The sequence below is a fragment of the Paramesorhizobium salinisoli genome, assembly GCF_003335045.1.
Lineage (GTDB): Bacteria > Pseudomonadota > Alphaproteobacteria > Rhizobiales > Rhizobiaceae > Paramesorhizobium > Paramesorhizobium salinisoli.
Map to the genome: position 1 here is coordinate 143,169 of NZ_QOZG01000007.1, position 24,770 is coordinate 167,938.

21 protein-coding genes are annotated in these 24,770 nt (G+C 58.9%); 9 read left to right on the forward strand and 12 right to left on the reverse strand.

All coding sequences use genetic code 11. The features are described from left to right. Positions 1 to 21: 21 nt before the first annotated feature. Positions 22 to 2,736 (reverse strand): ABC transporter ATP-binding protein, encoded by a 2,715-nt coding sequence (locus DUT91_RS17265; protein WP_114441748.1) that lies wholly within the window; start codon positions 2,734 to 2,736, stop codon positions 22 to 24. Between the two features lie 12 nt (positions 2,737 to 2,748). After that, complete coding sequence (locus tag DUT91_RS17270; protein WP_114441749.1) at positions 2,749 to 3,333, reverse strand: hypothetical protein; 585 nt, start codon at positions 3,331 to 3,333, stop codon at positions 2,749 to 2,751. A gap of 71 nt (positions 3,334 to 3,404) precedes the next feature. Here DUT91_RS17270 and DUT91_RS17275 point away from each other — a divergent pair, with 71 nt between their 5' ends. Continuing rightward, entirely contained in the window at positions 3,405 to 4,079 is a 675-nt protein-coding gene (locus DUT91_RS17275; RefSeq protein WP_425373812.1) for a class I SAM-dependent methyltransferase, read from the forward strand. On the opposite strand, the gene DUT91_RS17280 is transcribed toward DUT91_RS17275, so the two are convergent. The 4 genes from DUT91_RS17280 to gcvA form a co-directional block, all read right to left on the reverse strand. After that, positions 4,057 to 5,211 carry a glycosyltransferase family protein gene (locus tag DUT91_RS17280; RefSeq protein ID WP_114441751.1) on the reverse strand — a complete coding sequence of 385 codons (1,155 nt, stop codon included), beginning with the start codon at positions 5,209 to 5,211 and terminating at the stop codon, positions 4,057 to 4,059. The two genes, DUT91_RS17275 and DUT91_RS17280, sit on opposite strands and share 23 nt — an antisense overlap. Next, on the reverse strand, positions 5,208 to 6,452 hold the full coding sequence (locus tag DUT91_RS17285; RefSeq protein ID WP_114441867.1) for a glycosyltransferase family 4 protein: 1,245 nt from the start codon (positions 6,450 to 6,452) through the stop codon (positions 5,208 to 5,210). The genes DUT91_RS17280 and DUT91_RS17285 overlap by 4 nt, the downstream gene beginning before the upstream one ends. 5 nt (positions 6,453 to 6,457) lie before the next feature. Then, positions 6,458 to 7,669, reverse strand: coding sequence for a glycosyltransferase family protein (locus DUT91_RS17290; protein ID WP_114441752.1), 1,212 nt, complete (start codon positions 7,667 to 7,669; stop codon positions 6,458 to 6,460). 423 nt (positions 7,670 to 8,092) lie between these two features. Further along, a complete protein-coding gene (gcvA, locus tag DUT91_RS17295; protein ID WP_114441753.1) occupies positions 8,093 to 9,025 on the reverse strand; it encodes a transcriptional regulator GcvA in 933 nt (310 codons plus the stop codon). A 183-nt stretch (positions 9,026 to 9,208) separates the two neighbouring features. Between gcvA and DUT91_RS17300 the strand changes: the two genes are divergently transcribed. Both DUT91_RS17300 and DUT91_RS17305 read left to right on the forward strand, forming a co-directional pair. Next, positions 9,209 to 10,615: an amidase gene (locus tag DUT91_RS17300; RefSeq protein ID WP_114441754.1), complete on the forward strand. Its 1,407-nt coding sequence runs from the start codon at positions 9,209 to 9,211 to the stop codon at positions 10,613 to 10,615. Between the two features lie 4 nt (positions 10,616 to 10,619). Beyond that, positions 10,620 to 11,930: an MCT family MFS transporter gene (locus DUT91_RS17305; protein ID WP_114441755.1), complete on the forward strand. Its 1,311-nt coding sequence runs from the start codon at positions 10,620 to 10,622 to the stop codon at positions 11,928 to 11,930. A gap of 161 nt (positions 11,931 to 12,091) precedes the next feature. Here the strand turns inward: DUT91_RS17305 and DUT91_RS17310 are convergent, their stop codons facing one another. The 5 genes from DUT91_RS17310 to DUT91_RS17330 all read right to left on the reverse strand — a co-directional run bounded on the left by DUT91_RS17310 (position 12,092) and on the right by DUT91_RS17330 (position 17,159). Beyond that, positions 12,092 to 12,568: an EF-hand domain-containing protein gene (locus tag DUT91_RS17310; RefSeq protein WP_114441756.1), complete on the reverse strand. Its 477-nt coding sequence runs from the start codon at positions 12,566 to 12,568 to the stop codon at positions 12,092 to 12,094. 327 nt (positions 12,569 to 12,895) lie between these two features. Beyond that, on the reverse strand, positions 12,896 to 13,939 hold the full coding sequence (locus tag DUT91_RS17315) for a LacI family DNA-binding transcriptional regulator (RefSeq protein WP_245419774.1): 1,044 nt from the start codon (positions 13,937 to 13,939) through the stop codon (positions 12,896 to 12,898). A gap of 115 nt (positions 13,940 to 14,054) precedes the next feature. Further along, positions 14,055 to 15,554 carry a tripartite tricarboxylate transporter permease gene (locus DUT91_RS17320; protein WP_114441758.1) on the reverse strand — a complete coding sequence of 500 codons (1,500 nt, stop codon included), beginning with the start codon at positions 15,552 to 15,554 and terminating at the stop codon, positions 14,055 to 14,057. Between the two features lie 51 nt (positions 15,555 to 15,605). Next, entirely contained in the window at positions 15,606 to 16,031 is a 426-nt protein-coding gene (locus DUT91_RS17325; RefSeq protein ID WP_114441759.1) for a tripartite tricarboxylate transporter TctB family protein, read from the reverse strand. 90 nt (positions 16,032 to 16,121) lie between these two features. After that, positions 16,122 to 17,159, reverse strand: a complete 1,038-nt coding sequence (locus tag DUT91_RS17330; protein ID WP_114441760.1) for a type 2 periplasmic-binding domain-containing protein — start codon at positions 17,157 to 17,159, stop codon at positions 16,122 to 16,124. Between the two features lie 326 nt (positions 17,160 to 17,485). Here DUT91_RS17330 and araD point away from each other — a divergent pair, with 326 nt between their 5' ends. The 5 genes from araD (at position 17,486) to DUT91_RS27475 (ending at position 22,629) form a co-directional block, all read left to right on the forward strand. Beyond that, positions 17,486 to 19,228 carry an L-arabinonate dehydratase gene (araD, locus tag DUT91_RS17335; RefSeq protein WP_114441761.1) on the forward strand — a complete coding sequence of 581 codons (1,743 nt, stop codon included), beginning with the start codon at positions 17,486 to 17,488 and terminating at the stop codon, positions 19,226 to 19,228. Positions 19,229 to 19,248: 20 nt separating this feature from the next. Further along, positions 19,249 to 19,959: a ribonuclease activity regulator RraA gene (locus tag DUT91_RS17340; RefSeq protein ID WP_114441762.1), complete on the forward strand. Its 711-nt coding sequence runs from the start codon at positions 19,249 to 19,251 to the stop codon at positions 19,957 to 19,959. Between the two features lie 28 nt (positions 19,960 to 19,987). Continuing rightward, a complete protein-coding gene (locus tag DUT91_RS17345; RefSeq protein WP_114441763.1) occupies positions 19,988 to 20,890 on the forward strand; it encodes a dihydrodipicolinate synthase family protein in 903 nt (300 codons plus the stop codon). A gap of 85 nt (positions 20,891 to 20,975) precedes the next feature. Next, positions 20,976 to 22,064 (forward strand): SMP-30/gluconolactonase/LRE family protein, encoded by a 1,089-nt coding sequence (locus DUT91_RS17350; RefSeq protein WP_114441764.1) that lies wholly within the window; start codon positions 20,976 to 20,978, stop codon positions 22,062 to 22,064. A gap of 340 nt (positions 22,065 to 22,404) precedes the next feature. Then, on the forward strand, positions 22,405 to 22,629 hold the full coding sequence (locus DUT91_RS27475) for an IS66 family transposase (protein ID WP_200835003.1): 225 nt from the start codon (positions 22,405 to 22,407) through the stop codon (positions 22,627 to 22,629). A 12-nt stretch (positions 22,630 to 22,641) separates the two neighbouring features. Here DUT91_RS27475 and DUT91_RS17360 read toward each other — a convergent pair whose 3' ends face one another. Beyond that, positions 22,642 to 23,394: a Crp/Fnr family transcriptional regulator gene (locus DUT91_RS17360; protein ID WP_114441765.1), complete on the reverse strand. Its 753-nt coding sequence runs from the start codon at positions 23,392 to 23,394 to the stop codon at positions 22,642 to 22,644. A gap of 647 nt (positions 23,395 to 24,041) precedes the next feature. On the opposite strand from DUT91_RS17360, the gene DUT91_RS17365 reads away from it, so the two are divergent. Then, entirely contained in the window at positions 24,042 to 24,740 is a 699-nt protein-coding gene (locus tag DUT91_RS17365; protein WP_114441766.1) for a response regulator transcription factor, read from the forward strand. Positions 24,741 to 24,770 lie beyond the last annotated feature (30 nt).

Consider the following 24,770-nt stretch of genomic DNA (forward strand, 5'->3'; position numbering starts at 1 on the left):
TCACGTTTTTGGCACCGTGCTCTAGGACAGCAACTCCTTGAAGATACCATTTCTCGCCAGTAGCGTCTCGTGCGTTCCGTCTTCGACCAGTTGGCCATCCTTGAACACGATGACGCGATCGAACATCGCCGCCATGGCAGGATTTGCCAGGACCCAGATGATGGCGGGCGAGCAGCCATCGCGTTTGGCCGCCTCCAGCACATTGTGCAGGATTCGACCCTGCGCGCGCTGATCAAGAGCAGCAAGCGGGCGGTTGAGAACGATGAAATCGGCCCGTTTGAGCAATGCCCTGGCGATATCAACTTTTTGCCGCTGCCCGCCAGTGAGGCGCCTTCCGCCTGCGCCGACATTGAAATCGAGTCCGACGTCCAGAACGTCGGCATAAAGGCCGAGCTCTTCGAGAATTTCGTTGACGATCGAGCGGATGCGTTCCGGTCCTTCGGGATGGCTGTGGCTGATGCGTCCAAACAGCACGTTGTCCATGATGCTGGCCGCCGTGATGCAGGCCATCGGATTGTAACGCTCGATCTGATCGTTCAGCTCTGGCGGCAGTCCCTGGTAGAACCGGTTGCGTGCCCCGATGACCCTCTTCATCAGATCGTCACTCAAAAGGCCGAAGCGATGGCGCGGCTCGATATAGGCGAAGCTCAGCGCCACGATCATGGCGCGGTCGGCTGCCGAGACAGTTTCATACGACCTATTCTTGAGCTTTTGCAGCAAGGTTTCGTAGGCGGGTATTTCCTCTGGCGTCATGAAAGCGAGCTGCTGGAAGAAGGGATGTCCTGGCGGCAGATCGGCAAAGAGTTCGATCGCCTGTTCCGCTATTTCCAGGCCCATTTCATAGAGCGCTCTGTCCAGTCCGGCTTGGCTGAGGACCGAGGAAAAATAGGGATCGGCAGCCAGCGCCCTGTGGGCGAGGGCCGGGCCGACAGCCACGCCGAAGAGCAGGTTCTCCCCGACAGTCGCTTCTCTGTTGTAGACGTCGGGTTCGAAAGGCACCACCAGTGCGCTCAGGCCTTCCGCTTCCAGCCGCGTGCGCAACGCGCTTCGCAATTCCACAATTCGCCCGATGAGCGCCTCGTGCCGCATGGGATTGACCGGAGACCGCAAGCCGAGATCCAGTATGTCCTGCGACAGGAGAACTGCATCGAGAACATTGCGGATCGCGGCAAAAAGATCCTGCGGTCCGGCAGCACCGGCCGCGTCGTAATCAATCCAGTCGCTGTCCAGGTCGAAATCCGGATTACCGGCTTTGCGCGCCTCGTCGATGCTCCAGCGGCGGTGGTCGGCCTCAGGCCCTTCATAGGTAGCCGGTCTCAGCGGGGCATGTTTCAGCCCATAGAGAAGATTATCGCGCAGACTGCCTTGAAAGAGAAAGACATCCGATGACGCATAGGCCATCCGCCGTCCCGTCACCGCTTCCGGCAATTCGAGCAGGTCGGTCTCGCCGGCAGTCACCTTGCCGCTTTTTGGCCTGTTCAGGCGGGCGATGGCTTCCGCCACAGCTTCCGCGCCCCCCGCCGTGGTACTGACAATCGCGACGATTTCACCCAAATTGATCTGGAAGGAGACCCGTTCGACGAGTGTCGCGCCTCCATCATCGGCAACAGAGAGGTTGACGGCGGCAAGCGGGCCGGTCAGCGCGCCGACCGGTTCAAGCCGGATCGCCTGGATTTCGGGCGCCACCAGGTTCTCGGTGCTGAATTGCTCGACCACCTGTGCATATTTGACCTGCACGTCCTGGCGCGTCTGATCCCAGTCGATCAACTCTTTCAATGGTCCCGGTAGGTCCTTGTAGGCGGTGATGACGGCCACGAGCTGGCCGACATCCAATCGCCCCTGGAGAGCCAGATAGCCGCCGATCAGATAAAACAGGAAAGGTGTTATCTGGGCGAGGAGATTGTTGAGAAATTTCACCAGAAACTTCCATTGGTAGAGATCGTAGCGGATCTTGAAGATCCGGCCGAGCCTTGCGGCGATGTCGGCACGTTCGTAATTGGAGGTGTCGTGAACATGGACGGCGCCGATACCATCGACAATCTCGCCGACGCGACCGGACAGCGCGCGCGCCGTGATCTGGCGTTCACGGCCGAGCCGTAACAGCCTTTTGCGCATTTGCGGGATGAGCACGATCTGGATGCCCACGATGATCGCGGCCATCATCCCCAGCCAGAAATTCTGCATCACGATGAAAAGCATGGCGGTGAGCGCCTGACCGCCGAGCAGCGCGGGCTGCACGAATGCGTCCCCGATAAAGCCACCGAGCGGCTCCACCTCATCCTTGACGAGGCTGGCAACTTCGGCGGATTTCACCCGCTTGAAATATTGCGGCGGAAATCGCAGGACGCGGTCGACGAGCTCGAAGCGGATACGACGCAGCATCCGTTCGCCGAGGCGGCCCTTGTAGGTGTTGATATAGAATTTGAACAGACCATTGATGATGACCAGCAGCAGGAACACCATACTGAGGGCAATCAGCATGCCCTCGCGGTCGAGCTGGAAGCCGGAGAAGAGACTGACCTTTCCGATGAAGGGCAGGTCCGGACTGAGCGCCATGAAGGACTGGGTGGCACCCGGTGTTTCAAAGCCTTCGCCCTGGATTGGTCCGTTGACGATCAGCTTGGGCAGGTCGAACGACATGAAATAGGGAATCATCGAGAAGGCGACGATCACCAGAATCCAGAGCTGCTGCCTCCTGGTGTGGCTCCAGATATAGCGGGCGAGGCTTTGTTCCATTCGCGATCGCCGCTAGTCGGTGGACGGATGCAGAACGTAAAAGCGCCTTTTGGCGAAAGGCGATCCGGCGATCGCCTCGTCGTCAAGCGTCAATTCAACGCTGCAATGGATCTTCACCGTCGGTCGGCTGATGATGGCGGGAACCTGCGAGGATGCCCGGTCGAGCTCAGGCGGATATTCGATCACCACCACGCAGGCATTGTCGACCAACGAGAAAAGCAATTGGCCAAGCGGTTCACGGCTGCCGAAGGGCTTCAGCGAATATCCGAGCAGCACCAGCCCGTAACTACCCCGGGCATAGTTGTAATCGACCTCCTGGAATTTCTGATCGAGGTGACGCACCCGGCAGGGATGGCCGTTCAGCTCTTCCGTCTCAAAGGCCGGCGTTTTCGGATCGACGGAAAGAACGGAAAGCGGTCGGTGCGTCAGAAATTCGGTGACCGGCCGGATATGACCGCCGATCTCGACGATATGCGGGCAGTCGCGCACGAAATGGGCTGCGAGAACCTGGCGGATGAACGCAGCCGGTCCCGAGAGATGCGGCAGATCCCGCCCATCGGCCAGCGGCGCAGAAGCTTCATATGTCTCTAAATTCATGCGATGAAATTTACTTTCGAAGTCGGGATTTTATTGTCTCTCACGAAACCACAACATACAACAGGCATATGATGGATGCTACCACCCGGACACACAGGCACACAGAGGATTGGCGTGAACACGCCTACGACCTAACGAGAGGGATTGCCGCCTATACGGCCAGCCCTCTGATCGATGGACTGGCGCGCGTTGTCGCCGGCTATCCGAAGGCCGATATCGCCAATGCCTTCAATCACAAGCAGGTCGCTTGCAAGATGTGGGCGCGGGACAAGCTTTTCGAAAGATGCGGCGGCCGTTTCAAGCGGATATGGGTGTTGGGGGGATGGTACGGCGTGCTGCCGGCGATGCTTTTCGACGATGCACGCTTCGATATAGATATGATTGAAAGCATCGATATCGACCCGCATGTGGCAGCGATCGCGCAAACGTTGAACCGGTCGGCAGCAGGGCGCTTCCGGGCCTTGACCAGCGACATGTACGCGCTCGACTATGCGGCGGCAAAGCCCGATCTCGTGGTCAATTCGAGCTGCGAACACATCGCGGATGTGCGGGACTGGCTCGATATGCTGCCTGAGGGTACATTGGTTCTTCTGCAGTCGAACGACTATTTCAGCGAGCCGACCCATATCAATTGCGTGGCATCGCTTAAAGCTTTCGAGGCGATGGCGGCGTTGCGGCAAATACGGTTTTCCGGTGAACTGCCGACGAAGAACTACACCCGCTTCATGCTGATTGGGACTGTTTGACGCCCAAAAGCCCGTGCAAGATTCGTGCCGTGCCTTGCGCGCCGTCGAGATCAAGAGAATGGGCCTGTGGTTCCGGCCTTGCGAAGGCATGTTCGATCGCCGCCGCCAGGGCGGTTTCGCTCAGATCTTCCTCGCTCAGCACGGTTGCAAGACCGAGCCTTTCAAGGCCTGAAGCGCGGGAGGTCTGTTCCGTTTCACCGCCTGACGCGAATGGAACGAGCAGGCAACGGCATCCGGCGCGCAAGACATCGCAAACGGTATTGTAGCCGGCTTGCGAGACGGAAAGACGTGCGCCGGTCAAGAGGCTGGCGAAATCCTCGCGAAACCTGAAGACGGAGAGATTTGGCGGCGCATCATGCTGGATTGCCTGGAGGGCGTCCGTGGGAAAATTGGGACCCGATATCAGGCACCATTTCCGCTCTGCCGGGCCCTTGCGTGCAGCCCCGACCGCGGAATTGACGAGAGTCCTGCCGGCGGCGCCGCCTCCGACGGAAACCAGAACGTCGAAACGCTGCGAAGCGGGCGATGGCGGCGGTGCGGCCACGAGGCCGGTATAGGCGATCTTGGTCTCGAACGCATGGGCCAGGGGAAATGTCTGGCCGAGGCTCGCAAAGGCCGGGTCACCATGGACCATCACCAGATCGAAATATCGGTTGATGAGCTCGACCGTCTCCTCGCTGCGGCCCGGCTTGATCCGCTCTTGAAGGATGTCGCGGATGGATGCCACGACGAACGGCTTCGGCGTCATAGTATCGATGGCGTCGAGCAGGGGAAGAAGCTCAAAGCGCATCTGGCGGCGGCCGAAGGGAAAGGCCTCCAGGATGACGATGTCCGGTCCGCAACGGTCGCAGGCCTCCAGCAGCATCTGGCGGCGTCGTGCCTTGAAGGCGTCATCGACAGGCTTTCCCTCCAGATCCGCCAGCCCGGAAAAGCCGTGATCGGAGGTGACGGCGGGGGGCAGCTGCACGGTCCGGATGCCGGGGCCGGGAAAGCCTGCGACGGGCGCGCCTCCCATGACAACGGTGACGTCGAAGCCTTCGGCGGCGAGCGCCGTGGCAATATGGCTGGCGCGGGCAAGATGCCCGATGCCGAGCAGGTGCTGGACGTAGAGGAACACACGGGGGCGTGTCATATCGTGGCCTGCCACTCCTGTTCGAAGAGGGATTTCAACTGGCCGATGCTCGACCTGTGGTCGAAACGCGTGCGAACGTGCCGCTCCGCCGCATCGCCGAGGCGTGTTCGAAGGGCCGGATGGCGGATTGTCCGCTCCAATGCCCGCGCCAGGGCCGCGGGATCGTCCGGCGGGACGAGCAAACCGGTTTCGCCGTCCGTCAGCAGTTCGGGAACGCCTGAAACATTGGTCGAAACGCAGATCAGCCGCTGGCTCGCGGCTTCCACCAGTACGTTGGGCAGGCCGTCCCTGTCGCCATCGGCGGCGATGCGGCAGGCGAGGGCAAATATGTCCGCGTCCCGATAAAGCCGAAGCACGTCCTCCTGCGCAAGCGCCCCTTTCCAGGAGATGCGGGGCGCAATGCCGAGCTTTTCCGCCAGCGCCTTCAGCCGGTCGAGCTGATCGCCACCGCCGGCATGTACGAAGCGCCACGCCAGATCACGCGGCAGGAGGGCGAGCGCCTGCAAAAGTGTGTCATACCCTTTTTTCTCCACGGCCCGTCCGACACTGAGAATATCGACAGGTTCGACGCGCGATGAGCCGTCATGGGGCGGACGGTCTCCCTCGAAACGTCCAAAGCGGGCAAGATCGAGCCCGTGATAGCTCAGATGCACGCGAGAACTGCCGCTCGCCAGGCTTTTGAGATGCGTGAACCCGGCCTTCGTGCAGGTGACCATCCAGCGGGCGGAGGAAAGCTTGTCCGCCAGATCCCAGTCCTCGGAGGTCCAGATGTCCTTGGCATGGGCCGAACATGTCCATGGCAGGCCGCGCAGGAGGCTTGTGTAGCGCGTAACGGAGGCTGGTGTATGAGCGAAATGGGCGTGCAGCCAGCCGGCCCTTTCAGGCCATTCCGCCGCTAAAACGAGCGCCTGGCCGAAGCGGCGAATGCGGTTGCGGGTCGGGTCGCGGCGCAGATCGCGAACAAAGGCGCCAAGCGCGCGCCGGAAGCCTGCCCGTGGAAAGCAGGTGAGTGCCGACCGAACGAGCCTCAGCGGCTCCTCATGCAGATATTCAGGCAGGTAATGCACGCACGCCTTTATCTCGTCATGCACCGGATGACGCTTGCCGTCGGTGGGCCGCCTCAGCGCAACGATCACCAGCTCGATCCCGGCGCGCTCCAGGCCGAGGAGTTCTTGTGCGATGAAGGTTTCCGACAGGCGCGGATATCCTTTCACGACCACCACGATCTTCCGGGAGTGCATCAAATTTAGTTCCTGCCCTCAACAAGGGCGAGGTGGCTCGTCGATCTCTCTTCGAGCCATTCCCCAACGATCTCGGAGATATGGACAAGCCCTTCGAGACGGAGATCGGGCGCGCTTTGCGAGGGGCGGGGGCGGTCCGGCAATGCTTTCAGTGCGGCGGCGAAACGCGGTGCGTCCTCGGCCTCCTCGGGCAATAGCATCTGCACCAGGCCGAGCTCTGCTGCGCGGCCTGCCCGTATCAGCTGCTCCTGGCGCGGCCGGACCCGGGGCACGATCAGCGCCGGCTTGTCGAAGGACAGGATCTCGCAATAGGTGTTGTAGCCGCCCATCGCCACGACCGCACGGGCACCGGCGATCAGTTCCTCCATCCGGTTGTCGAACTCGATCATCTTGATGAAGGGTATGCCGGCGCTCTTGGCGATCAGCTTCTGCCTTTTGCGGGCAGGCATATAGGGGCCGAGCACGATCAGGGCGTCATGCCGGAGTGTCGGATCCTGCTGATAGGCATGGATCACATCGTGGACGAGATCGGCGCCGTCGCCTCCGCCGCCAGTGGTGACGAGAATATAGTCGCCTTCCGGCTTGTGGCCGGGCTGCCCCTGCGACAGCCGCCGCTGCAGGAAACCGACGAATTTCATCCTGGCCCGGATGGCCGGCGGCACGTCCAGACCGACCAGCGGATCGTAGAAATCAGGCGGACCATAAGTCCAGATCATGTCGTAGAACAGGCCGATCTTGCGCATGACATCGTTCTTCTGCCACTCCGCCTCCAGGAGGTCTGGCGCATCCATCACCTCGCGCAGGCCGAGCACAAGCGTTGTGCCGCGTGCCTTCAGATAGGACAGCGTGTCCTCGATCTCGCCGCGCAGGCCGAGCGGCTCCTTGTCCACAATGAAAATGTCCGGCTGGAAGGTCTCGGCAGTGCGGCGGATGATGTCCTGGCGCATCCTCAAGGTTTCATTGAGGTCGATATGGCGTTCCATTGAGGTGTATTCGCCATTCCGAAGCTTGATCACACTGGGTGTTTTGACGAAATCGACGCGCGACCGGTAGTCGAAGGCGCCGGCGATGGTGGCGCCCGAAATGATGAGAACCTGTAGCCCGCGGAAGTCCTCGACAAGCGAATGGGCGATCGTACGGCAGCGGCGCAGATGGCCCAGTCCGAATGTGTCGTGGCTATACATGAGGACGCGAGCATCATCGAAGCGCTGAATCATTGCCGGCCCTCTCTGGCGGTTGCCGCCTTCGGAGCCCGCAAGCGGCCACGTCGGCTTTGGTAAATGGGATCAGTGGACAGGGCTGAGAGAGCCCCGCCGTCATCATTGGGACCGGTCCGCGGCAAGGCAAATCCTCCACCGCACCTGTCCCGGTTGCGCTACAGATCATTAGTGGCCGACGAGGTTCGAAGCTTCCGGCCGGCATATACGTCACCATATCGGTCTGTTCGCAATCGCCGGATAAACCAAAGACCATCCTTTTCGAAATTGCCCGCAGGAATGCCCGCGCATCATCAATAACATAGGCGAGCAACATAGCCGTGATCAACCCAAATTATGACCGGCTGTCGCCGGGGCAGCGGCAATAGTGGACGGGCGCGGATGCCCCGTGCAGGGATTCGTCGCGCGCGGGTTCTCTAGCGGCTAGAGCCTGTGGCGAACGGCGGTTTCATCAACCATTCCATCGCCTTGATCGGCTCCCGCTTCATTGAGGATCCACTGACGAAAGGCCGTGATTTTGGGTCGATCACGAAATCGTTCGGGATAGACGAGATAATAGGCAAAGTCCTCCAGCATCAGGACATCAGCGAGCTTGACAAGCCGTCCCTCCGCCAGTTCGGATGCTACCATGGCAGCGGGCAGCAGACCAGCACCCTGACCCGCCAGGACCGCTTTCAACAGCAAGCCCGAATCATCAAAGGAAGGTCCGCGCGGCGACCCGATGACGGCGATCTCCTGGGCGGCGAACCAGAGATGCCAGCCCTTGCGTTCGGTGTCGTGGACATGCGGCCAGTGTGTCAGTTCAGCGGGACTGCCTGGAATGCCCAATTGCGCTGTGAGGGCTGGTGCCGCAACAGGCACGATCTCCACGGCGACAACACGGTCGCTGCACAGACCAGGATAACGCCCAAGTCCGTGGCGAACCGCGATGTCGACGGTCTCCCGGGAAAAATCCACCAGGGCGTTGCTCGTCACGATCTGGAGATCGATGTCGGGATAGGCGGCCTGGAACGCGTTGAGACGCGGCACGAGCCATGCGGCTGCGAAAAACGGCGTGATGCTCACTGTCAACAGCCCCGTATCGGTGACAGTCTCGATACGTCTTGTCGCTTCGGCGATCTGCCGAAAGGCGTTGCGAACCGGCGGCAGGTAATTTTGCCCGGCCTCGGTCAGGGATAGACCACGGTGCATCCGGTGAAACAGCCGGGCGCCGAGATTGAGTTCAAGCGCCTTGATCATCTGGCTGACTGCACCTGGCGTAACACACAGCTCTTCTGCCGCAATCTTTACGGAGAGATGCCGTGCCGTGGCTTCGAAGGCGCGAAGGGCGTTGAGGGGCGGCAGCTTCTGATTCATGGATTAGATAATCTATATCAGTTGGTGGAGAAAATCTCGTTTGCGGCGGGGTTAAACCAAGTGAATGATACGCGGATCACAGGGTTGTGCAAGTCTGCACGCCCGTGAAAATTCGGATTAGTACATGTGAGGCGAATGCAAATGGATGCGTCGGTCTCTTGCAAAGGATAGAGAGGATTATCGATGGATGCCCAAACGAGCGAGCTCCATTATCTCGAGCTCACGGAAGTGGCAGAGCAAATCCGGCAACGCGCGCTTTCTCCGGTGGCGGTGACGGGCGCACAACTCGAGCGTATCGCCGCATTGGATCATACGCTCCGCAGCTACGCTTCGGTTATGGGGGAGGCAGCCATGGCGCAGGCCGAGGCAGCGGAAATCGAGATTGCGGCAGGCCGGTACCGTGGACCGCTGCACGGTGTTCCGGTCGCGGTGAAGGATTTGTGCTGGACCAGAAACTATCCGACCGCGGCCGGCATGGCGGTCCACCGGGACTTTCGTCCGTCGGAGGACGCGACGGTGGTACGCCGCCTCCAGGACGCGGGTGCGATCATTGTGGGCAAGCTGCAACTGACAGAAGGCGCCTATTCCGATCATCATCCCGCTATTGCGCCGCCGAAAAATCCCTGGAATGGCGATTACTGGACCGGCATATCGTCGAGCGGTCCGGGCGTGGCGGTGGCGGCAGGCCTATGTTATGGCTCGATTGCCTCCGATACAGGGGGTTCGATCCGCTGGCCGTCCGCGGCCAACGGCGTGACGGGGCTGAAGCCGACCTGGGGACGTATCAGCCGCCACGGCATATTCGAGCTCGCCGCGTCGCTCGATCACGTCGGCCCGATGGCCCGCAGTGTGGCTGATATCGCGGTGCTGCTGGGCGCGATCGCCGGAAGCGACCCCAAGGATCCGACCGCTCTGCCCGGTTCTGTGCCAGACTACTTGGCTGCCGCGGGACAGGGCATGCAAGCGTTGCGCATCGGCATTGATGCTGCATGGAACAGTGATGGGGTGGATAATGTCACCCGATCCGTCCTGGAACTGGCGATTGAGACATTCCGCTCGCTTGGCGCTGAGATCGTCGATATCAGATTTCCCGATGTCAGCCAGGCAATCGCCGATTGGGGGCCCAACTGCGCCGTTGAGGCGGCTGTTGCCCATGAAGCGACTTATCCCGCACGCAAGGATGAATACGGTCCTGTTCTTGCCTCGGTCATCGAGGCCGGGCGGGCCCTATCGGGTACCGACTACCAAAAGATTCTGCTCCGACGTCGCGAATTGGGCGGTCGTGTCGGTGCGCTCTTTGGCAGGATCGATTTGCTGCTGGTCCCGGTGCAGCCGTTTGCGCCGCTCACACTCGCCACGATCCGCACGCTGGGAGAACAGCCTGACCTGATCGCCGGGCTTCAGCGATATACCTGTCCGTTCAATATGACCGGCCATCCGACGCTCTGCCTGCCGGGCGGCTTTAGCGAGGCCGGCATGCCCATCGGGTTTCAGCTCGTCGCGACGCATTGCGGCGAGGCGATGCTGGTTCGTGCCGGGGCCGCGTTCCAGACTATCACATCCTGGCATCGCCGCCGGCCGCCGGTGTGAACGCATGGACAGCAATCGACCATGTCCACGGCCACGGATCTTCTATGGCTGGATCGTCGTGGCGGCAGCTTTCATCATCACATGTCTCGGCTTCGGGAGCGCCTATACGTTCAGCGCATTCGTCGATCCCCTGCAGCAGGCGTTTTCGGCCTCACGCGGCTCGGTCTCCATGGTCTTCTCGCTGGCCGGAGGACTCTATTTCGGTCTTGGGGCAATCAGCGGACCGCTTGCCGATCGTTGGGGCTGCCGCCCGCTCATTCTCATTGGTATGATCCTAATGGGGCTCGGCCTCATCCTGGCGGGTCTCGCCCGCAGCCTTGAGGAAGTCTACGCAGCCTACGGGCTCGGTGTCGGTCTTGGCATCGGCTGCTCCTACGTGCCGGCCCTTGGCGCGGTCCAGCGTTGGTTCGTCAAACGGCGTGGTTTAGCCTCCGGTCTCGCAGTGAGCGGCATCGGGGTCGGGACCCTCGTCATGCCGCCGCTTGCCTCTCTTCTGATCGAGGCTTTCGGGTGGCGTTGCGCCTACGTCATTTTGGGCGGCTTCGTCATCGTGCTGGGTGCAGCCATGGCGGCACTGCTCCACGGCGATCCACAGGTTTGCGGTTTAAAACCGGATGGTGCGATTCTACGGGAGGATGCCTTATCGACGGTTTTGACGGGAACTTCAGTCAAGGAAGCGATCAGATCTCGCAGCTTCATTGGTCTTTATGCCGCATGTCTGCTTTGTGCTCTTGGCGTGTTCATCCCTTTCGTTCATCTCGTGCCCTATGCGCTGGACCACGGCGTCGGGCAGTCTTCAGCCGTACTGCTTCTCGGAGCCATTGGCATCGGGAGCACCGCCGGGCGCTTTCTCCTTGGCGGGCTGGCTGATCGGATGGGGCGCGGCCGCTCACTGATGCTGATGTTCTTCGGCATGGCGTTCGCCACGGCCTTCTGGTCAATTTCTACTGGATTTTTTGGGCTCGCCGCCTTCGCCCTCGTCTATGGCGTGTTCTATGGTGGATGGGTTGCTTTGCTGCCGGCGCTCGTCATGGACGAGTTCGGCGGTCGCCATGTCAGCGGCATTATCGGCGTGCTCTATACCAGCGTGGCGGTTGGTACCCTGATTGGCCCCACCGCTGCTGGATTCGTCTTCGATATGTACCAGAGCTACATGCTGCCGATCCTGGCCAGCGTTTGCGCAAATCTCGTCGCCGGTGGGATTATGGTCGTCACATTGAGGCTATCTCCCAAGAGAAATGTCGAGATGGAATCAATGTTGGATACAGCCAGCGTTCGGCGAGATGGGCCTGATATTGCAGCAGGTTGTAATTGATCATGAAACGCATCGCCTCGGGCCGAAGAGAACGGCGGGGTTGTCAGCCGGCAACTCACGGCGTCATGGGCGCATATACCGTCGCGAAGGGCTGAATCGTGCGGCGACGCATATCGAGGGGGAAATAAGAGCCCGGGCACGCAGCCCGGGCTTTTTGCCGCTTACTGCGAGCGATGCATTGACTTCATGGCGTGTTTGCCATGGTGGCCATCGTGACGGAAGCGTTTGCCGGCGCGCAATTCCTTGCGATCGAGCTTTCCGTCGTCGTTGCGATCGAGAGCGGCGAATTCCTTTCCGCGCTGCTTCTCAACCTCTTCAAGGGTCACCTTGCCGTCGCCATTGACGTCAAGCCGCCGCTGCAAGCGATCAGCGGCACGCGATGCCATTCGCTTCATGGCCAGCGCTTCCAGTTCTTCATGGGAAAGCGTTCCGTCGCCATTCGTGTCGGCCGCTTTCAGTTCAGCGGTCTTTGAGAATTGTACAAGATCAATTGGCTCCTTTTCCAAGTTCTTATGGGATGAATCGGAGATATCGACAGGATGACTGTTGGAATTCGTCCCATTCTCATCTTGAGCAAATGAGGGATATGCCAGAACAATTGATGTAGCTAGGGCGATATATACTGGTAGTGTTTTCATATCTTGATGGCTCCATTATTCATTCAAGCGCACCGTCAAACGGTGTGCGAGTAATATTTAGCCTGCAATGTGAACACAAAATGAATTAACTTATTAAATATTTTTAATGAATCCGCCCGCTGACCGGCGCCCTACCGCGATCCTTGAGTAAATCATCCACCCCGACGCATGCAAGGCTGCTTCGCAAATGTCGGATATGCCCTTATCAAACCGTGGAAGTGACCGACAGTTTCCAACGCGATGCCTTGGCGCCTTCCAGTGTTTCGAGCTGCACGGACAATCCCAAGCTGATCTTGGCGGTCACGCTGCCTTCCCGACGCAGATATGTCAGGCGCTTTCGCGTTCGATGATTTCGAATCCGACATCGACGCGCCGTGTCTCTGCGTTTTCCCCCGCAATACGGGCGAGCAGGGCGTCGGCAGCCTTGCGGCCAAGCAACAAGCGGTCGACCCTGATCGTCGAAAGCGCGGGCAAGGTATGAGCGGCAAAATCCTGGTCGCTGAAGCCGATGACAGCGATTTCGCCGGGAATTTTCAGGCCGCGCGCCTGCGCTTCGATCAACACTCCATGGGCGAGAAGATCGGAGCTACACGATATGATGCCTTTGGTGAAGCCCCGCTCCAGTAATTGCTTCAGCCCGTCACGCCCGTTGGCGATGGATGCCGGGGTTTCAAAGCGGATGACCGGCGGGCTTGGATAGCCGAGTGACACGAGCTCCTGGGCAAAGGCGTCCTTTCGCCTGACTGCGCGTGGATCACCTGCGGTGATTGCCGCGGCATGGGCGTAACCTTTCTTTTGCGCATAGCGCGCCGCTGCCCGGCCTGCCTCCCAATGGGAAAAGCCGACACATATGTCGATCGGCGTTTCGGATTCATCCCAGACTTCGACAACGGGCAGTCCGCTGCCAAGCAGCATGCGGCGACATTCAGCAGAATGGTGGACACCGGTCAAAAGCATGCCCTCCGGCTGCCGGCTGAGCAGGCTTTGGACCATGGCTTGCTCATCGTCCGGTGAGAAGCCGGTTTCAGCCAGGATGACTTGATAGCCTGCGCGTCGTGTCGCCTCGATGAAGGGGCGCAGAAAACTGCTATAGGTCAGATTGGTGATCGACGGGATGAGGGCGGCAATGATCCCGCTACGCCTGGATGCCAGTGCCCCCGCCACGAGATTATGCACATAGCCGGTTACCCTTATCGCCTCTTGAATGCGCGCCAGCGTATCGGGCGCGACCTTGTCTGGATGGTTCAGCGCACGAGAAACGCTGACCTGCGAGACGCCGGCAAGCCGCGCGACCATCTCCATGGTGACGGGACCTGATTTCTGGATGCCGGTGGCGGAAGCTCCGGATTGCTGCTGCGGTGGTCGTCGCACTGCGGTCTACTTCCAACATGTGATAGGGAATGCCGTCAGCAAATTGTGCTGGCCCGGCCAACTCTGGCATGAACTGCCAACCGCCCGCAATAGGCAGTGATTCCGGGATTTTATTTCATGTTTCGTCACGATGCCGCGCCGCGCTTGTGGACATCCAGATGGACAGGCCGATCGAAATTGCGATCAGTATCCAAAGGACCATGGCGATCCAGCTCTTGGTGAAGAAGATCGTAAATGTCCCGAAGGATTCCAAGCTTTTCACGAAATAGATTTCCGCCGAAGGCCCCAGGATAAAGCCGATGATGAACGGCGCGATTTCAAGCCTTATGAGATGCGCCAAATATCCGAACAGGCCGAAAATCAGCAAGGTCCATACATCGAACATGATGCCGTAATTGGTCGTATAGGCGCCGACAACGCACATCATCAAGATGACCGGCAGCAATATGTATTTGGGTACCATGACGATTCTGGCAATATGACGAATTGCGAAATACATCACCGCGAACATGCAGACATTGGCGATGAGCATGGCCACGATCATGGATTTCCAGATCTCGGGATTGCCGCCAATGAAGAGCGGCCCGACTTGAAGACCTTGCAGCGTGAAGGCGCCGATCAGGATCGCGGTCGTGGCGTCTCCGGGAATGCCCAGAGAAAGCAGCGGGATCAGCGCACCGCCGGTGAGCCCGTTGTTGGAGGCTTCCGAGGCAATTACGCCCGCGGGATTGCCCCTGCCGAACGTCTTCGGGTTCTTGGAAAATGTCTTGGCCTGGCTGTAGGACATGATCGAGGCGGCACTGCCGCCCACGCCAGGTAGCAGGCCAACAAAGGTTCCGATCGATGCGGAACGGAAAAGATTGATCCATTCGCCGCGGAAGATTGACAGGCGAAATTTCTTGCCCTGGCCAAGCGCAACTTTTGCCGCACTCGTGCTTTCAGGCACGCCGGCGGCGGCTTCAATGAGAATGCTGGAGAGGCCGAAGACGCCGATCAGTACCGGCAGCAATGAAAAGCCGCTGCTCAGATAAGGCTCCATGAAATCGAACATCAGCCGGTACTCGCCATTGCCTCCGTCGGAGACGTCATAGGCGCCGATCAGGCTGACCAGGATGCCGAGCACGCCGCTGAAGATACCGATCAACATGCTGCTGCTTAGCGCCGCCATGACGGTGAGCGCGAGAAAGATAATCAGGAACTTCTCGACATAGGAGAACTGGATGGCGAAATCCGCCAGAGCCGGTGCGAAGAGATAAAGCACTGCCAAACTGAACAGGCCGCCGAACAGCGACGCATAGATTCCAATTTTGAGAGCCGATTCCCCCTCACCGCGCTGGGTCATTGGATAACCGTCAAAGGTGGTCGCGATGGAGGCAGGGGTTCCCGGAATATTAAGCAGAATCGCCGGCACAAGGCCGCCTGAAATACCCCCGACATAGAGGCTGAGGAGCAGGGCAAGCCCGTTCTCCAGCCCCAGCGAATAGGTCAACGGCAGGCAGACCGCGACAGCCATCGTTGCGGTCATGCCGGGTATCGCGCCGAAAATGATCCCGATCACGGTGCCGCAAAGGATGAGGGTCAGGAAGAGCGGCGTTATTTGCGGAAGGAAATCCATGGCGTTTATCCGATGCGATCTCAGGGGCACATCCAGGAAAATGGAAGCGCTTTAAGGCAGGGTCAGGCTGAAGGCGGTGGAAAGCAGGTACCAAACCACCGTCGGTGCAAGCACGGCATTGATCGCGGCTATGACGATCTGCCTGCGGGTGCGCTGATGCAGGTAAAGCAACGAGATCAGGAACAGGAACGGGATCGAGGCAATCAGGAAGCCATAGCCTTCATTGGGGAAGAAATCCCCGATCTGCGGCATTGCCAGGAAATAGAGCACAGTCAGCACGATCGTTCCAAAGAAGCGCCGATGATCAATGCCGGCGGGCCAGTAGGGTCCCGTGGTGAAGGCGCCCCATATCGTCCGCCAGCGCGTTACAAGGATTGCCACAAGCAGGAGGCCAAGAAGAACCGACACCAGCATCGGGAAAACCAGATGCGATGACGCGAAATCGATGGATACCTTGGGAAATGACGCCATATTCATGGGATCTCTGCCGAAAACTACGTGAATCCGCCTGTGGCGGCACAAGATGTAGATCTTGGACGCCGGCAGCGAGCCGGCGTCCGCGCAATCCTACTGGCGAATGGCTTCGATCACCTTGTTGTAGTCGCCCCGCTTTTTTTCGAGATAGGCTGTCGCTTCCATGGACGGCAGGAAATGCGGCACGAAGAAAGCATCTTTCATCGTCTTATCGATCGCGCCCTTGGCATAGATTTCCTTCAGTCCGGCGTCGATTGCGGCGACAATGGCCGGGTCGATATCCTTGTTGTAGAGAATGAAGAAATCCTTGTCGAAGGTGAAGTCCTTCTCGCCATCCAGTGTCACACTGGCTTTGGGGGTGGCATATTGCATGAGGGATTCGCGGCTGGTTTCACCCAGGCCCTTCTCATTCACCTGTTCCAGGGTTTCCTGCGCCGCCGTCAGCCAGATAAAGCGCATGGCTTTCTGGTCGTTCTCGGGCAGGCGGGTATATTGCTCATTCGATTGAACCGAACCATTGATGACATCCACCTGACCGTCGAACAGAAGCTGGTCCTTGTCGGACTGAGAGCCGGTGTTGACGGGGACGATATTCTCTTCGCTGCCGGGCTTCTTGATTTTGGCCGCGTTCTTCAATGCCGAAAATCCAATCTCCGACACACCACCCGGCTGGATGGCGACGCGAACGCGCGTGCCGTTCGCCGCGGCATCGATCACTTCGACCACTGACTTATAAGGCGACTTCTTCGGCACGAGATAGGCATTGCCGGGATTGATCGTGAGTGTAGGGCCGATTTTATACGTCGCGAAGATATCCTCGTAGCCTTTCACGCCATAAAGGTGCCCCAGATAGGACTGGTCGTGATGGATCATGATCGTCGTGCCGCGCCGGTCGCGGGCAATAGCCTTGAACGCCTCGGTGGGGCCGACAGCGTCCACCTTGGCATTGATGTTGAAATGCTTGGACATGGCGTCGGCAACAAAGGAAGCCGCCTGATAGGTATCGCCGCCAGTCGAGGTCGAGCCGATGACAACGCGAAGATTTTTCGGCAATTCCTGCGCCAGACTGCTGGCAGCCGTCACAAATGCGAGGCCGGTGGCGAAGCCGAGCTTGGTGATCAATCTGGTCATTTTTCCCTCCCAGGATAAAGGCCCCTCTTGGCCCATTTTAACGATCATGGCCGGGCTCCTCCCGGTCGTTAGAAACGATAACCATGTCGAGCGCATTCCAGAAGCCGGAATACCAAGCGACATATAATGAATGCGCATTCATTTCCTCTCGCACGTCGTACCAACCCCTGTCAAGGCGACGAAATAACCGATTTCCAAAGATAATATCGAAGATCTGGGGATAATTCACCTTAATGAGATGGGTTGATCTTCATTATGAATGCGCATACACATTCCAACGCCAGAGAGAAGACCTGGGTTTCAAGGGAATTGGGAGGCTGACTGGGATGGCTAAAACACAGGGGAAGAGCCCTCGTGATCTGCGAAGCGCACGCTGGTTTGCTCCTGATGATTTGCGCAGCTTTGGTCATCGCTCGCGCCTGATGCAGATGGGACTGGGATCGCAGGACTGGGAGGGGAAACCGTTTATCGGTGTGCTCAACACCTGGTCGGAACTCAATCCCTGTCATGCGCATTTTCGTCACCGCGCCGAAGATGTGAAGCGCGGCGTGTTGCAGGCGGGCGGCATTCCGTTTGAACTGCCGGTCATTTCTGTCGATGAAAGCTTCACCAAGCCGACTTCAATGCTCTATCGCAACATGCTGGCGATGGAGACCGAGGAACAGATCCGCTCGCATCCGCTCGACGGGGTGGTGCTGATGGGCGGATGCGACAAGAGCACGCCCGGTCTGGTGATGGGTGCATTGTCTGCTGGTGTGCCAATGATCTATCTGCCGGCCGGCCCCATGTTGCGCGGCAATTACGCCGGCAGAATCCTCGGGTCCGGTTCGGACGCCTGGAAATACTGGGACGAACGGCGCGCGGGTAACATCACAGACGAGCAGTGGCACGGTATCGAGAGCGGTATCGCGCGTTCCTACGGCACCTGCATGACTATGGGAACAGCCTCGACCATGACGGCGATAGCCGAAGCGATGGGGCTTTGCCTGCCGGGCGCTTCCTCCATTCCCGCCGCCGATTCCAATCACGTCCGCATGTCGGCTGCCTGCGGGCGGCGGGTCGTGGAGATGGTTTGGGAGGATCTGACGCCGGACAAGATCGTCACCGATGCGTCGATCCGCAACGCGGCCATCGTCGCCATGGCAACAGGCTGTTCGACCAATGCGGTGGTGCATCTGCTGGCGATGGCGCGACGCGGCAAGGTGGCGCTCGATCTGGATGATCTCGATGCGCTGGGTCGGGTCACGCCGCTTATTGCCAATGTTCGCCCCTCCGGTACCGACTATCTCATGGAGGACTTTTACTATGCCGGCGGTTTGCGCGCGCTGATGGCGCAGCTTGGCGACAGGCTCCAGCTTGGCGCGATCACGGTGACGGGAAAGACGCTGGGTGAAACGCTGGAGGGAGCGGAGGTCTTCAATGACGACGTGATCCGGCCCCTTTCCAATCCCGTCTATCATGAGGGCTCGCTTGCGGTGCTGCGCGGCAATCTATGTCCCGATGGCGCCGTGATCAAACCGGCGGCCTGTGATCAGCGCTTCCAGCTTCATGAAGGGCCGGCGCTGGTTTTCGACAGCTATCCCGAAATGAAGGCAGCCATCGACGACGAAAATCTCGACGTTACGCCGGACCATGTCTTGGTCCTGCGCAACGCCGGTCCGCTGGGCGGTCCAGGCTTTCCCGAATGGGGCATGCTGCCTATCCCCAAGGCGCTGATCAGGCAAGGCCATCGCGACATGTTGCGGATCTCTGATGCAAGAATGTCCGGCACGTCCTATGGCGCCTGCGTTCTTCATGTCGCGCCGGAATCGCATATAGGCGGCCCGCTCGCCTTGTTGCGAACCGGCGATATCGTACGGCTCGACATTCCGAACCGGCGGCTGGACATGCTGGTGGACGAAGCCGAACTTGAAGCGCGGCGCGCCGCATGGGTCGCCCCGGAGGCGCCCTACAGCCGCGGCTATGGCTGGATGTTCGCCCGTCATGTCACCCAGGCCGACAAGGGCTGCGATTTCGATTTCCTCACCGCCGCCTTCGGCCCCGCCGCAGGCGAACCGGATATCTATTGAGACGTTCAGGAGCACGATCAATGAACCCCCATACACATGCCAAGCTGATGACCGTCTCGACGGCCACCCTTTGCACCGCACTGTTCAAGCGCGGGCTTAGAAACCAGTTCATCCAGGACGTTCGTCCGGTGAAGCCGAAGGGAAGCAACATGGTCGGTCCCGCTTTTACACTGCGTTACATCCCCGCCCGTGAAGACCTCAATACGCTTGAAGTCTTCCGCAACCCGGAGCATCCGCAACGCGCGGGCGTCGAACAATGCCCGGCTGGTGCCGTCCTGGTGATGGACAGCCGCAAGGATGCACGTGCGGCATCGGCGGGCGGCATTCTGGTGACACGGCTGATGGTGCGCGGCGTCGCTGGCGTCGTGACCGATGGCGGTTTCCGCGATAGCCCCGAAATTGCCGAAATGGCGATCCCTGCCTATCATTCGCGCCCGTCTGCACCCACCAACCTTACCCTGCACCAGGCCATCGATCTCAATGTTCCGATCGGCTGCGGCGATGTTCCGGTTTTTCCGGGCGATGTCGTCGTGGGTGACGATGAGGGAGTTATCGTGCTGCCGGCTCACTTGGCCGATGAGATCGCCGATGAAGCGGTGGAAATGACGGCCTATGAGGATTTCGTCATGGAGGAAGTGGCCAGGGGGCGCAGCATCATTGGTCTTTATCCGGCCACCAGCGACGAACCAAAGCAAGATTTCGCCAAATGGCGGGCCGTCAAAGGCCGCTGATCAGCCGAAACGATTGGGAATAACCACCATGACGAAACTCACCGAAGCCCTTACCGGTATCTCCGGCATATTGGTCACGCCATACGACCATGACGACCAGATCGCACCCGCACTGCAAGGGCCGATCGTCGAGCGCGCCATTGCAGCCGGCGTTCACATACTGGTGGCCAATGGCAATACCGGCGAATTCTACGCACTGACCCTGGATGAAGCCGAGCGGATGGTCCATGCTGCCGCCGAGCACATCAATCACCGCATACCGCTTTTGGGCGGCGTTGGGCGTAGCATCCATGACGCCTGTCATTTGGCAAAGGTCTCGAAGAAGGCTGGCGCCGACGCCTTGATGGTGCATCAGTCCCCCGATCCGTTTTCCGCACCGCGCGGCTTCGTCGAATATGTGCGCCGTGTCGCCGGCATAGCAGATGGCCTGCCATTGATGCTCTATTTGCGCAACGATGCAATCGGAACGAAGACGATCGCCGAACTCTGTGCGATCGAAGGTGTTGCAGGCGTCAAATGGGCGACGCCTAACGTCCTCAAGCTGGCCGAAGCCATCGGCGCGACCGATCCGTCGATCATCTGGGTCGGCGGTCTTGCCGAAACCTGGGCGCCGCCGCTCTACGCCGTCGGCGCGCGGGGGTTCACGTCCGGCCTCATCAATGTCTGGCCGGAGCGCTCCGTCGCCATTCATGCGGCGCTCGCCCGCGGCGATTACCAGGCTGCGGGCGCCCTGATCGCCGGCATGAAGGTATTTGAAGAAATTCGCGCCGAAGAGCTGAACGGCACGAATGTGACGGGCGTCAAGGCCGCCTTGAAAGCGCTTGGCCACGATTGCGGCCACGCGCGTCCGCCTTCAGCCTGGCCGCTGACTGCGGCGCAGCAGAAGCAGCTCGATACTTTTATTGCCACGCAAAAGCTGCCGCGCTTTTGAACCGGCGCGGCAAATTTGGTCCCGGACTGACGGGCCAGGTGGCAATGGGAATTTTCACACAAGCAAAATTGGAGGAGGAATTGCCATGGGAATGACACGTCGGAATATTCTGTCCATTGGTGGCGCGGGGCTTGTCGCCGCTGCTGCCGGCAAGGCATGGGGACAATCTTTCCCTTTCCCACTGAACCAACGCTATCCGGATCCGGCAATCGAGATCCTGGATCCGAGCTTTGCCAAATATCGCCTTTATGCGAGCTCGGTGGAGCAACTCGCCACGGGAATGCGCTGGGCCGAGGGGCCGGCCTATTTCCCGGAAGAACGGTATCTCCTTGTTTCGGACATTCCCAACAACCGGATCATGAAATATGACGAGGTGAACGACACCTTCACGGTCTTCCGCTCTCCAGCCAATTTCGCCAACGGCAATACGCGCGACAGGGAAGGGCGCCTGATCACCTGCGAGCATTCGGTCACGCGTCGCGTCGTGCGTACGGAGAAGGACGGCGCCATCACGGTTCTGGCCGACAAGTTCGAGGGCAAGCGGCTCAATGCACCTAACGACGTGGTCGTCAAATCGGATGGGACGATCTGGTTCACCGATCCGCTTTTCGGCATCAACGGCAATTATGAAGGTGAGCACGAAAAGCCCGAACAGGCGACGACGAATGTCTATCGCATCGGTACCGACGGCGAACTTGCCGCCGTCATTACAGATCTCATGAACCCGAACGGGCTTGCCTTCTCGCCGGATGAAAAGAAGCTCTATATTGTGGAGTGGAAGGGTACGCCCAACCGCAGCATCTGGAGCTACGACATAGCGGTCGATGGTGCTGCATCCAACAAGATCAAACTGATCGATGCCGCCGATTTCGGTGCGCTCGACGGGTTCAAAGTGGACCATGACGGCAATCTGTGGTGCGGCTATGGCAGCAACGGCGCTCTCAAGGAAGAGCCGGCCCAAGTCGCCGGACGCAAGGCCTATACGCTGAAGGGCAAATCAGAGGATCTCGACGGCGTGATGGTCTTTAACCCTGAGGGTAAGCCTATCGGTTTCATCCGCCTGCCCGAGCGTTGCGCAAACCTAGCCTTTGGCGGGCCGAAGGGCAATCGCCTCTATATGGCGAGCAGCCATTCGCTCTACGCGCTTTATGTCGAGACAAAGAGTGCCGTGTGAAGGTGCCGAAGCTGCTTCTTCAAACGTGATCCCGCTTCGAACTTCGGCAGCAAGGGCGGCGCGCAGAGTGATGGTGGGATCGGGAGCGTTCATGCCCGGTCTCCTCCTCAACATGTGTCGGGACCGAACAATCCGGTCGTAGGTTCAAGATCAGGCCGCCTGGTTGCCACTCCCGGCGGCTTCGCCACTCCCCCATAGTCAACCGGTTGTGGCGGCGACTATAGCTATGAAAGCCCACTATGGTTCCACGAATGCATGGCGATCTCAGAAACCTTTGGGCGCTTTGGGAGCGCTGTGACGTCTCGGTTGTCTTCTGAGATGAGCCTATTCATAAGCGGGAATGGCATTAGCAGGTCCCAAGACGATTCTTGAAGTGATCGGGTGGGCGCATGCAAGACGCAAGTTCTTTGATCCGACGGCCTCCGGCAAAGCGCCGATTGCCGAGGAAACCCTGCGGCGGATCGGTGAACTCTACGATATCGAGAAGGTCATTCGTGGTAAGGCCGCCAGACGTGCGGAGAGCTGCGTGGCAGAAAAGCAGCAAGCCCAGGGACGAAGCCCGTGATCCGCTTTGCTCTCATTCAAGTTGCGCGCCCTGGTCTACGAACATCCCCATATTGAGATAGTTTTCATCGAAATTCGCCAGGCGCACCAATACGGGTCGATTGATGAATTCGACCTCGCCATAGCGAAATGCGACGAGGTTTTGCTCTCGAAGTTCACGCAGCATACGGTTTACGTGAATTGCGGTCAGCCCAAGAGCATCGGCCAGTTCATATTGAGTCAAGGGACAGGGGTAGCCCTTTTCCGTTCCCATACCGTTGTTCTTTGCCCTTACGCCCATTTCAAGAAGCAGATGCGCTGTCCGGACCAGCGCGCTGCGACGCCCCAGATTGGTCAGATGCTCGATGAGAAAGGCTCTCTGCCTGGCCATCAGCGCCATGATCCCGCTGCTGAGATAAGGGGCCTGGTGCACGATGGCGTTGAGCGCATATTGTGACATCTCGAACACCGACATCTCGGTTATCGAAGCATAGGTGTTGTAGTTGAAAGCACCCGGCATGCGCAATCCAACAATGTCGCCCTTGAGAGGGAAATCCATAATCTGCCGGTCACCGCTGGGAAGGTCGCGATATATGCAGCCCCACCCCGAATTGATGATGTAGACATTACGAACCGTATCCCCCTGACTATAGACGACCGTGTGCGGCGGATAGCGCTTCAGGCCGACTTGAAGCGAATGGAGCGCCTGTCGGTCCGTATCATTGAACCTCGCGCTGATAGGCGGTGCCTCTAGAAGTGCCAAGAGTGATTTGGATTCATTCGCCATGAAACCCGCTTGGTATGAAATTCAGCCCCATTGCCTCTCAATTTATTGGGAGTTTACATAAAACTGCACAAAAAGTAATCGCCCCGCAAAATACTACGTTAGGCTGTGCCGTCTTTTCGCAAGATCAAGTGTCAATCCAGCCACAGATCAGCCCCTGTATATCCACATTGATGCAGTTTTCGCAGCTTCCGAGGTGCGTTGGGCCGGAAAAAGGGGAATGAACTTTTCAGCTCACCCTGCTCCGGTCGAGGGACTGTCATCCACCGCTCGGCATCTTTCCTACTCCCAATTGGGTATGCAAAGAATGCGCCTGCGCCCGGGAAATTTTGCAGCAGCTAACTTATGTTAGTGACACCAGTTTGTTTTAAAATACAATAATTTATTGTTAGCAAAATTGAGGGTGGGTAATATCAATAGATAAGGAAACTGCGTACTCGCAAAACTTACAAAATCAACGGTCAGCGACGCAAGAGCAGTTCTAACCCTATCGGAAGTCGGTGCAGATAATATCTGTTCCTTCTGAATATTACTCACGCCAACATTGGTGGGAGGCTAGATTTATGGAAACTATAGTGAGAAGGACGGGAAATAATATTCCGGTATTCCGGCACAAATCGATCATAGCGGGCACTCTTACACATAACGGAATGGCAGACGAAGGGGATGCCAGCAAGGCGGAAGCGGCGCTCTACGTCGTTGACGGCCGCACATTGGATCGGGAATGCATCGCGCAGAGCCTCCGGTCCCATAATATCGGCGTACCGGTTATTGCGATCGACTCTTTCGAACAATGGTTGGTGCAGAAGAAAGGACAGCCTGCCGTGGCGCTCCTGATCAATATTGGCGGCCAGAAAGTGTCTGACCCCAACATGGTCAATCATTTGCGCAAGATCGTCTCGGAGTGCGGATCCGTACCCGTCGTCCTTCTCGCCGAAAAGGAAGACATGTCGCAGATATTGAAGGCTCTTGAATGCGGCGTGCGTGGCTACATCCCCGCATCGGTCGGAATCGACGTTTGCGTCGAGGCAATCCGGCTGGCAATGGCCGGGGGCACCTTCGTTCCGGCAAGTAGCGTGCTTGCCATGCGTCACGCCGCCGAAACCGGCGGCCAGGATACGCGCCCGATGAAAGGCATGTTCACGCAGCGTCAGGCAGAGGTTGTCAAAGCGCTGCGCCGGGGGAAGGCGAACAAGATCATCGCCTATGAACTCAATTTGCGGGAAAGCACTGTAAAGGTGCACATCCGCAACATCATGAAGAAGCTCAAGGCCACCAACCGAACAGAGGTGGCCTACATGATCAACGATCTTTTTCCCTCCGAACCGGGTTTCGCAGACGCAGACTAACCTCAGCCGTCTCATAATTTTTCGGGGAGA

Bases quoted from the DNA above. Each gene is read 5' to 3' on its own strand.
- DUT91_RS27475 (WP_200835003.1), top strand. From the start codon at position 22,405: ATGGCATTAGCAGGTCCCAAGACGATTCTTGAAGTGATCGGGTGGGCG.
- araD (WP_114441761.1), top strand. From the start codon at position 17,486: ATGGCTAAAACACAGGGGAAGAGCCCTCGTGATCTGCGAAGCGCACGC.
- DUT91_RS17320 (WP_114441758.1), bottom strand. From the start codon at position 15,554: ATGGATTTCCTTCCGCAAATAACGCCGCTCTTCCTGACCCTCATCCTT.
- DUT91_RS17325 (WP_114441759.1), bottom strand. From the start codon at position 16,031: ATGAATATGGCGTCATTTCCCAAGGTATCCATCGATTTCGCGTCATCG.
- DUT91_RS17280 (WP_114441751.1), bottom strand. From the start codon at position 5,211: ATGACACGCCCCCGTGTGTTCCTCTACGTCCAGCACCTGCTCGGCATC.
- DUT91_RS17265 (WP_114441748.1), bottom strand. From the start codon at position 2,736: ATGGAACAAAGCCTCGCCCGCTATATCTGGAGCCACACCAGGAGGCAG.
- gcvA (WP_114441753.1), bottom strand. From the start codon at position 9,025: ATGAATCAGAAGCTGCCGCCCCTCAACGCCCTTCGCGCCTTCGAAGCC.
- DUT91_RS17330 (WP_114441760.1), bottom strand. From the start codon at position 17,159: ATGACCAGATTGATCACCAAGCTCGGCTTCGCCACCGGCCTCGCATTT.
- DUT91_RS17340 (WP_114441762.1), top strand. From the start codon at position 19,249: ATGAACCCCCATACACATGCCAAGCTGATGACCGTCTCGACGGCCACC.
- DUT91_RS17360 (WP_114441765.1), bottom strand. From the start codon at position 23,394: ATGGCGAATGAATCCAAATCACTCTTGGCACTTCTAGAGGCACCGCCT.
- DUT91_RS17290 (WP_114441752.1), bottom strand. From the start codon at position 7,669: ATGATTCAGCGCTTCGATGATGCTCGCGTCCTCATGTATAGCCACGAC.
- DUT91_RS17305 (WP_114441755.1), top strand. From the start codon at position 10,620: ATGGACAGCAATCGACCATGTCCACGGCCACGGATCTTCTATGGCTGG.
- DUT91_RS17310 (WP_114441756.1), bottom strand. From the start codon at position 12,568: ATGAAAACACTACCAGTATATATCGCCCTAGCTACATCAATTGTTCTG.
- DUT91_RS17275 (WP_425373812.1), top strand. From the start codon at position 3,405: ATGGATGCTACCACCCGGACACACAGGCACACAGAGGATTGGCGTGAA.
- DUT91_RS17345 (WP_114441763.1), top strand. From the start codon at position 19,988: ATGACGAAACTCACCGAAGCCCTTACCGGTATCTCCGGCATATTGGTC.
- DUT91_RS17300 (WP_114441754.1), top strand. From the start codon at position 9,209: ATGGATGCCCAAACGAGCGAGCTCCATTATCTCGAGCTCACGGAAGTG.
- DUT91_RS17365 (WP_114441766.1), top strand. From the start codon at position 24,042: ATGGCAGACGAAGGGGATGCCAGCAAGGCGGAAGCGGCGCTCTACGTC.
- DUT91_RS17270 (WP_114441749.1), bottom strand. From the start codon at position 3,333: ATGAATTTAGAGACATATGAAGCTTCTGCGCCGCTGGCCGATGGGCGG.
- DUT91_RS17350 (WP_114441764.1), top strand. From the start codon at position 20,976: ATGGGAATGACACGTCGGAATATTCTGTCCATTGGTGGCGCGGGGCTT.
- DUT91_RS17285 (WP_114441867.1), bottom strand. From the start codon at position 6,452: ATGCACTCCCGGAAGATCGTGGTGGTCGTGAAAGGATATCCGCGCCTG.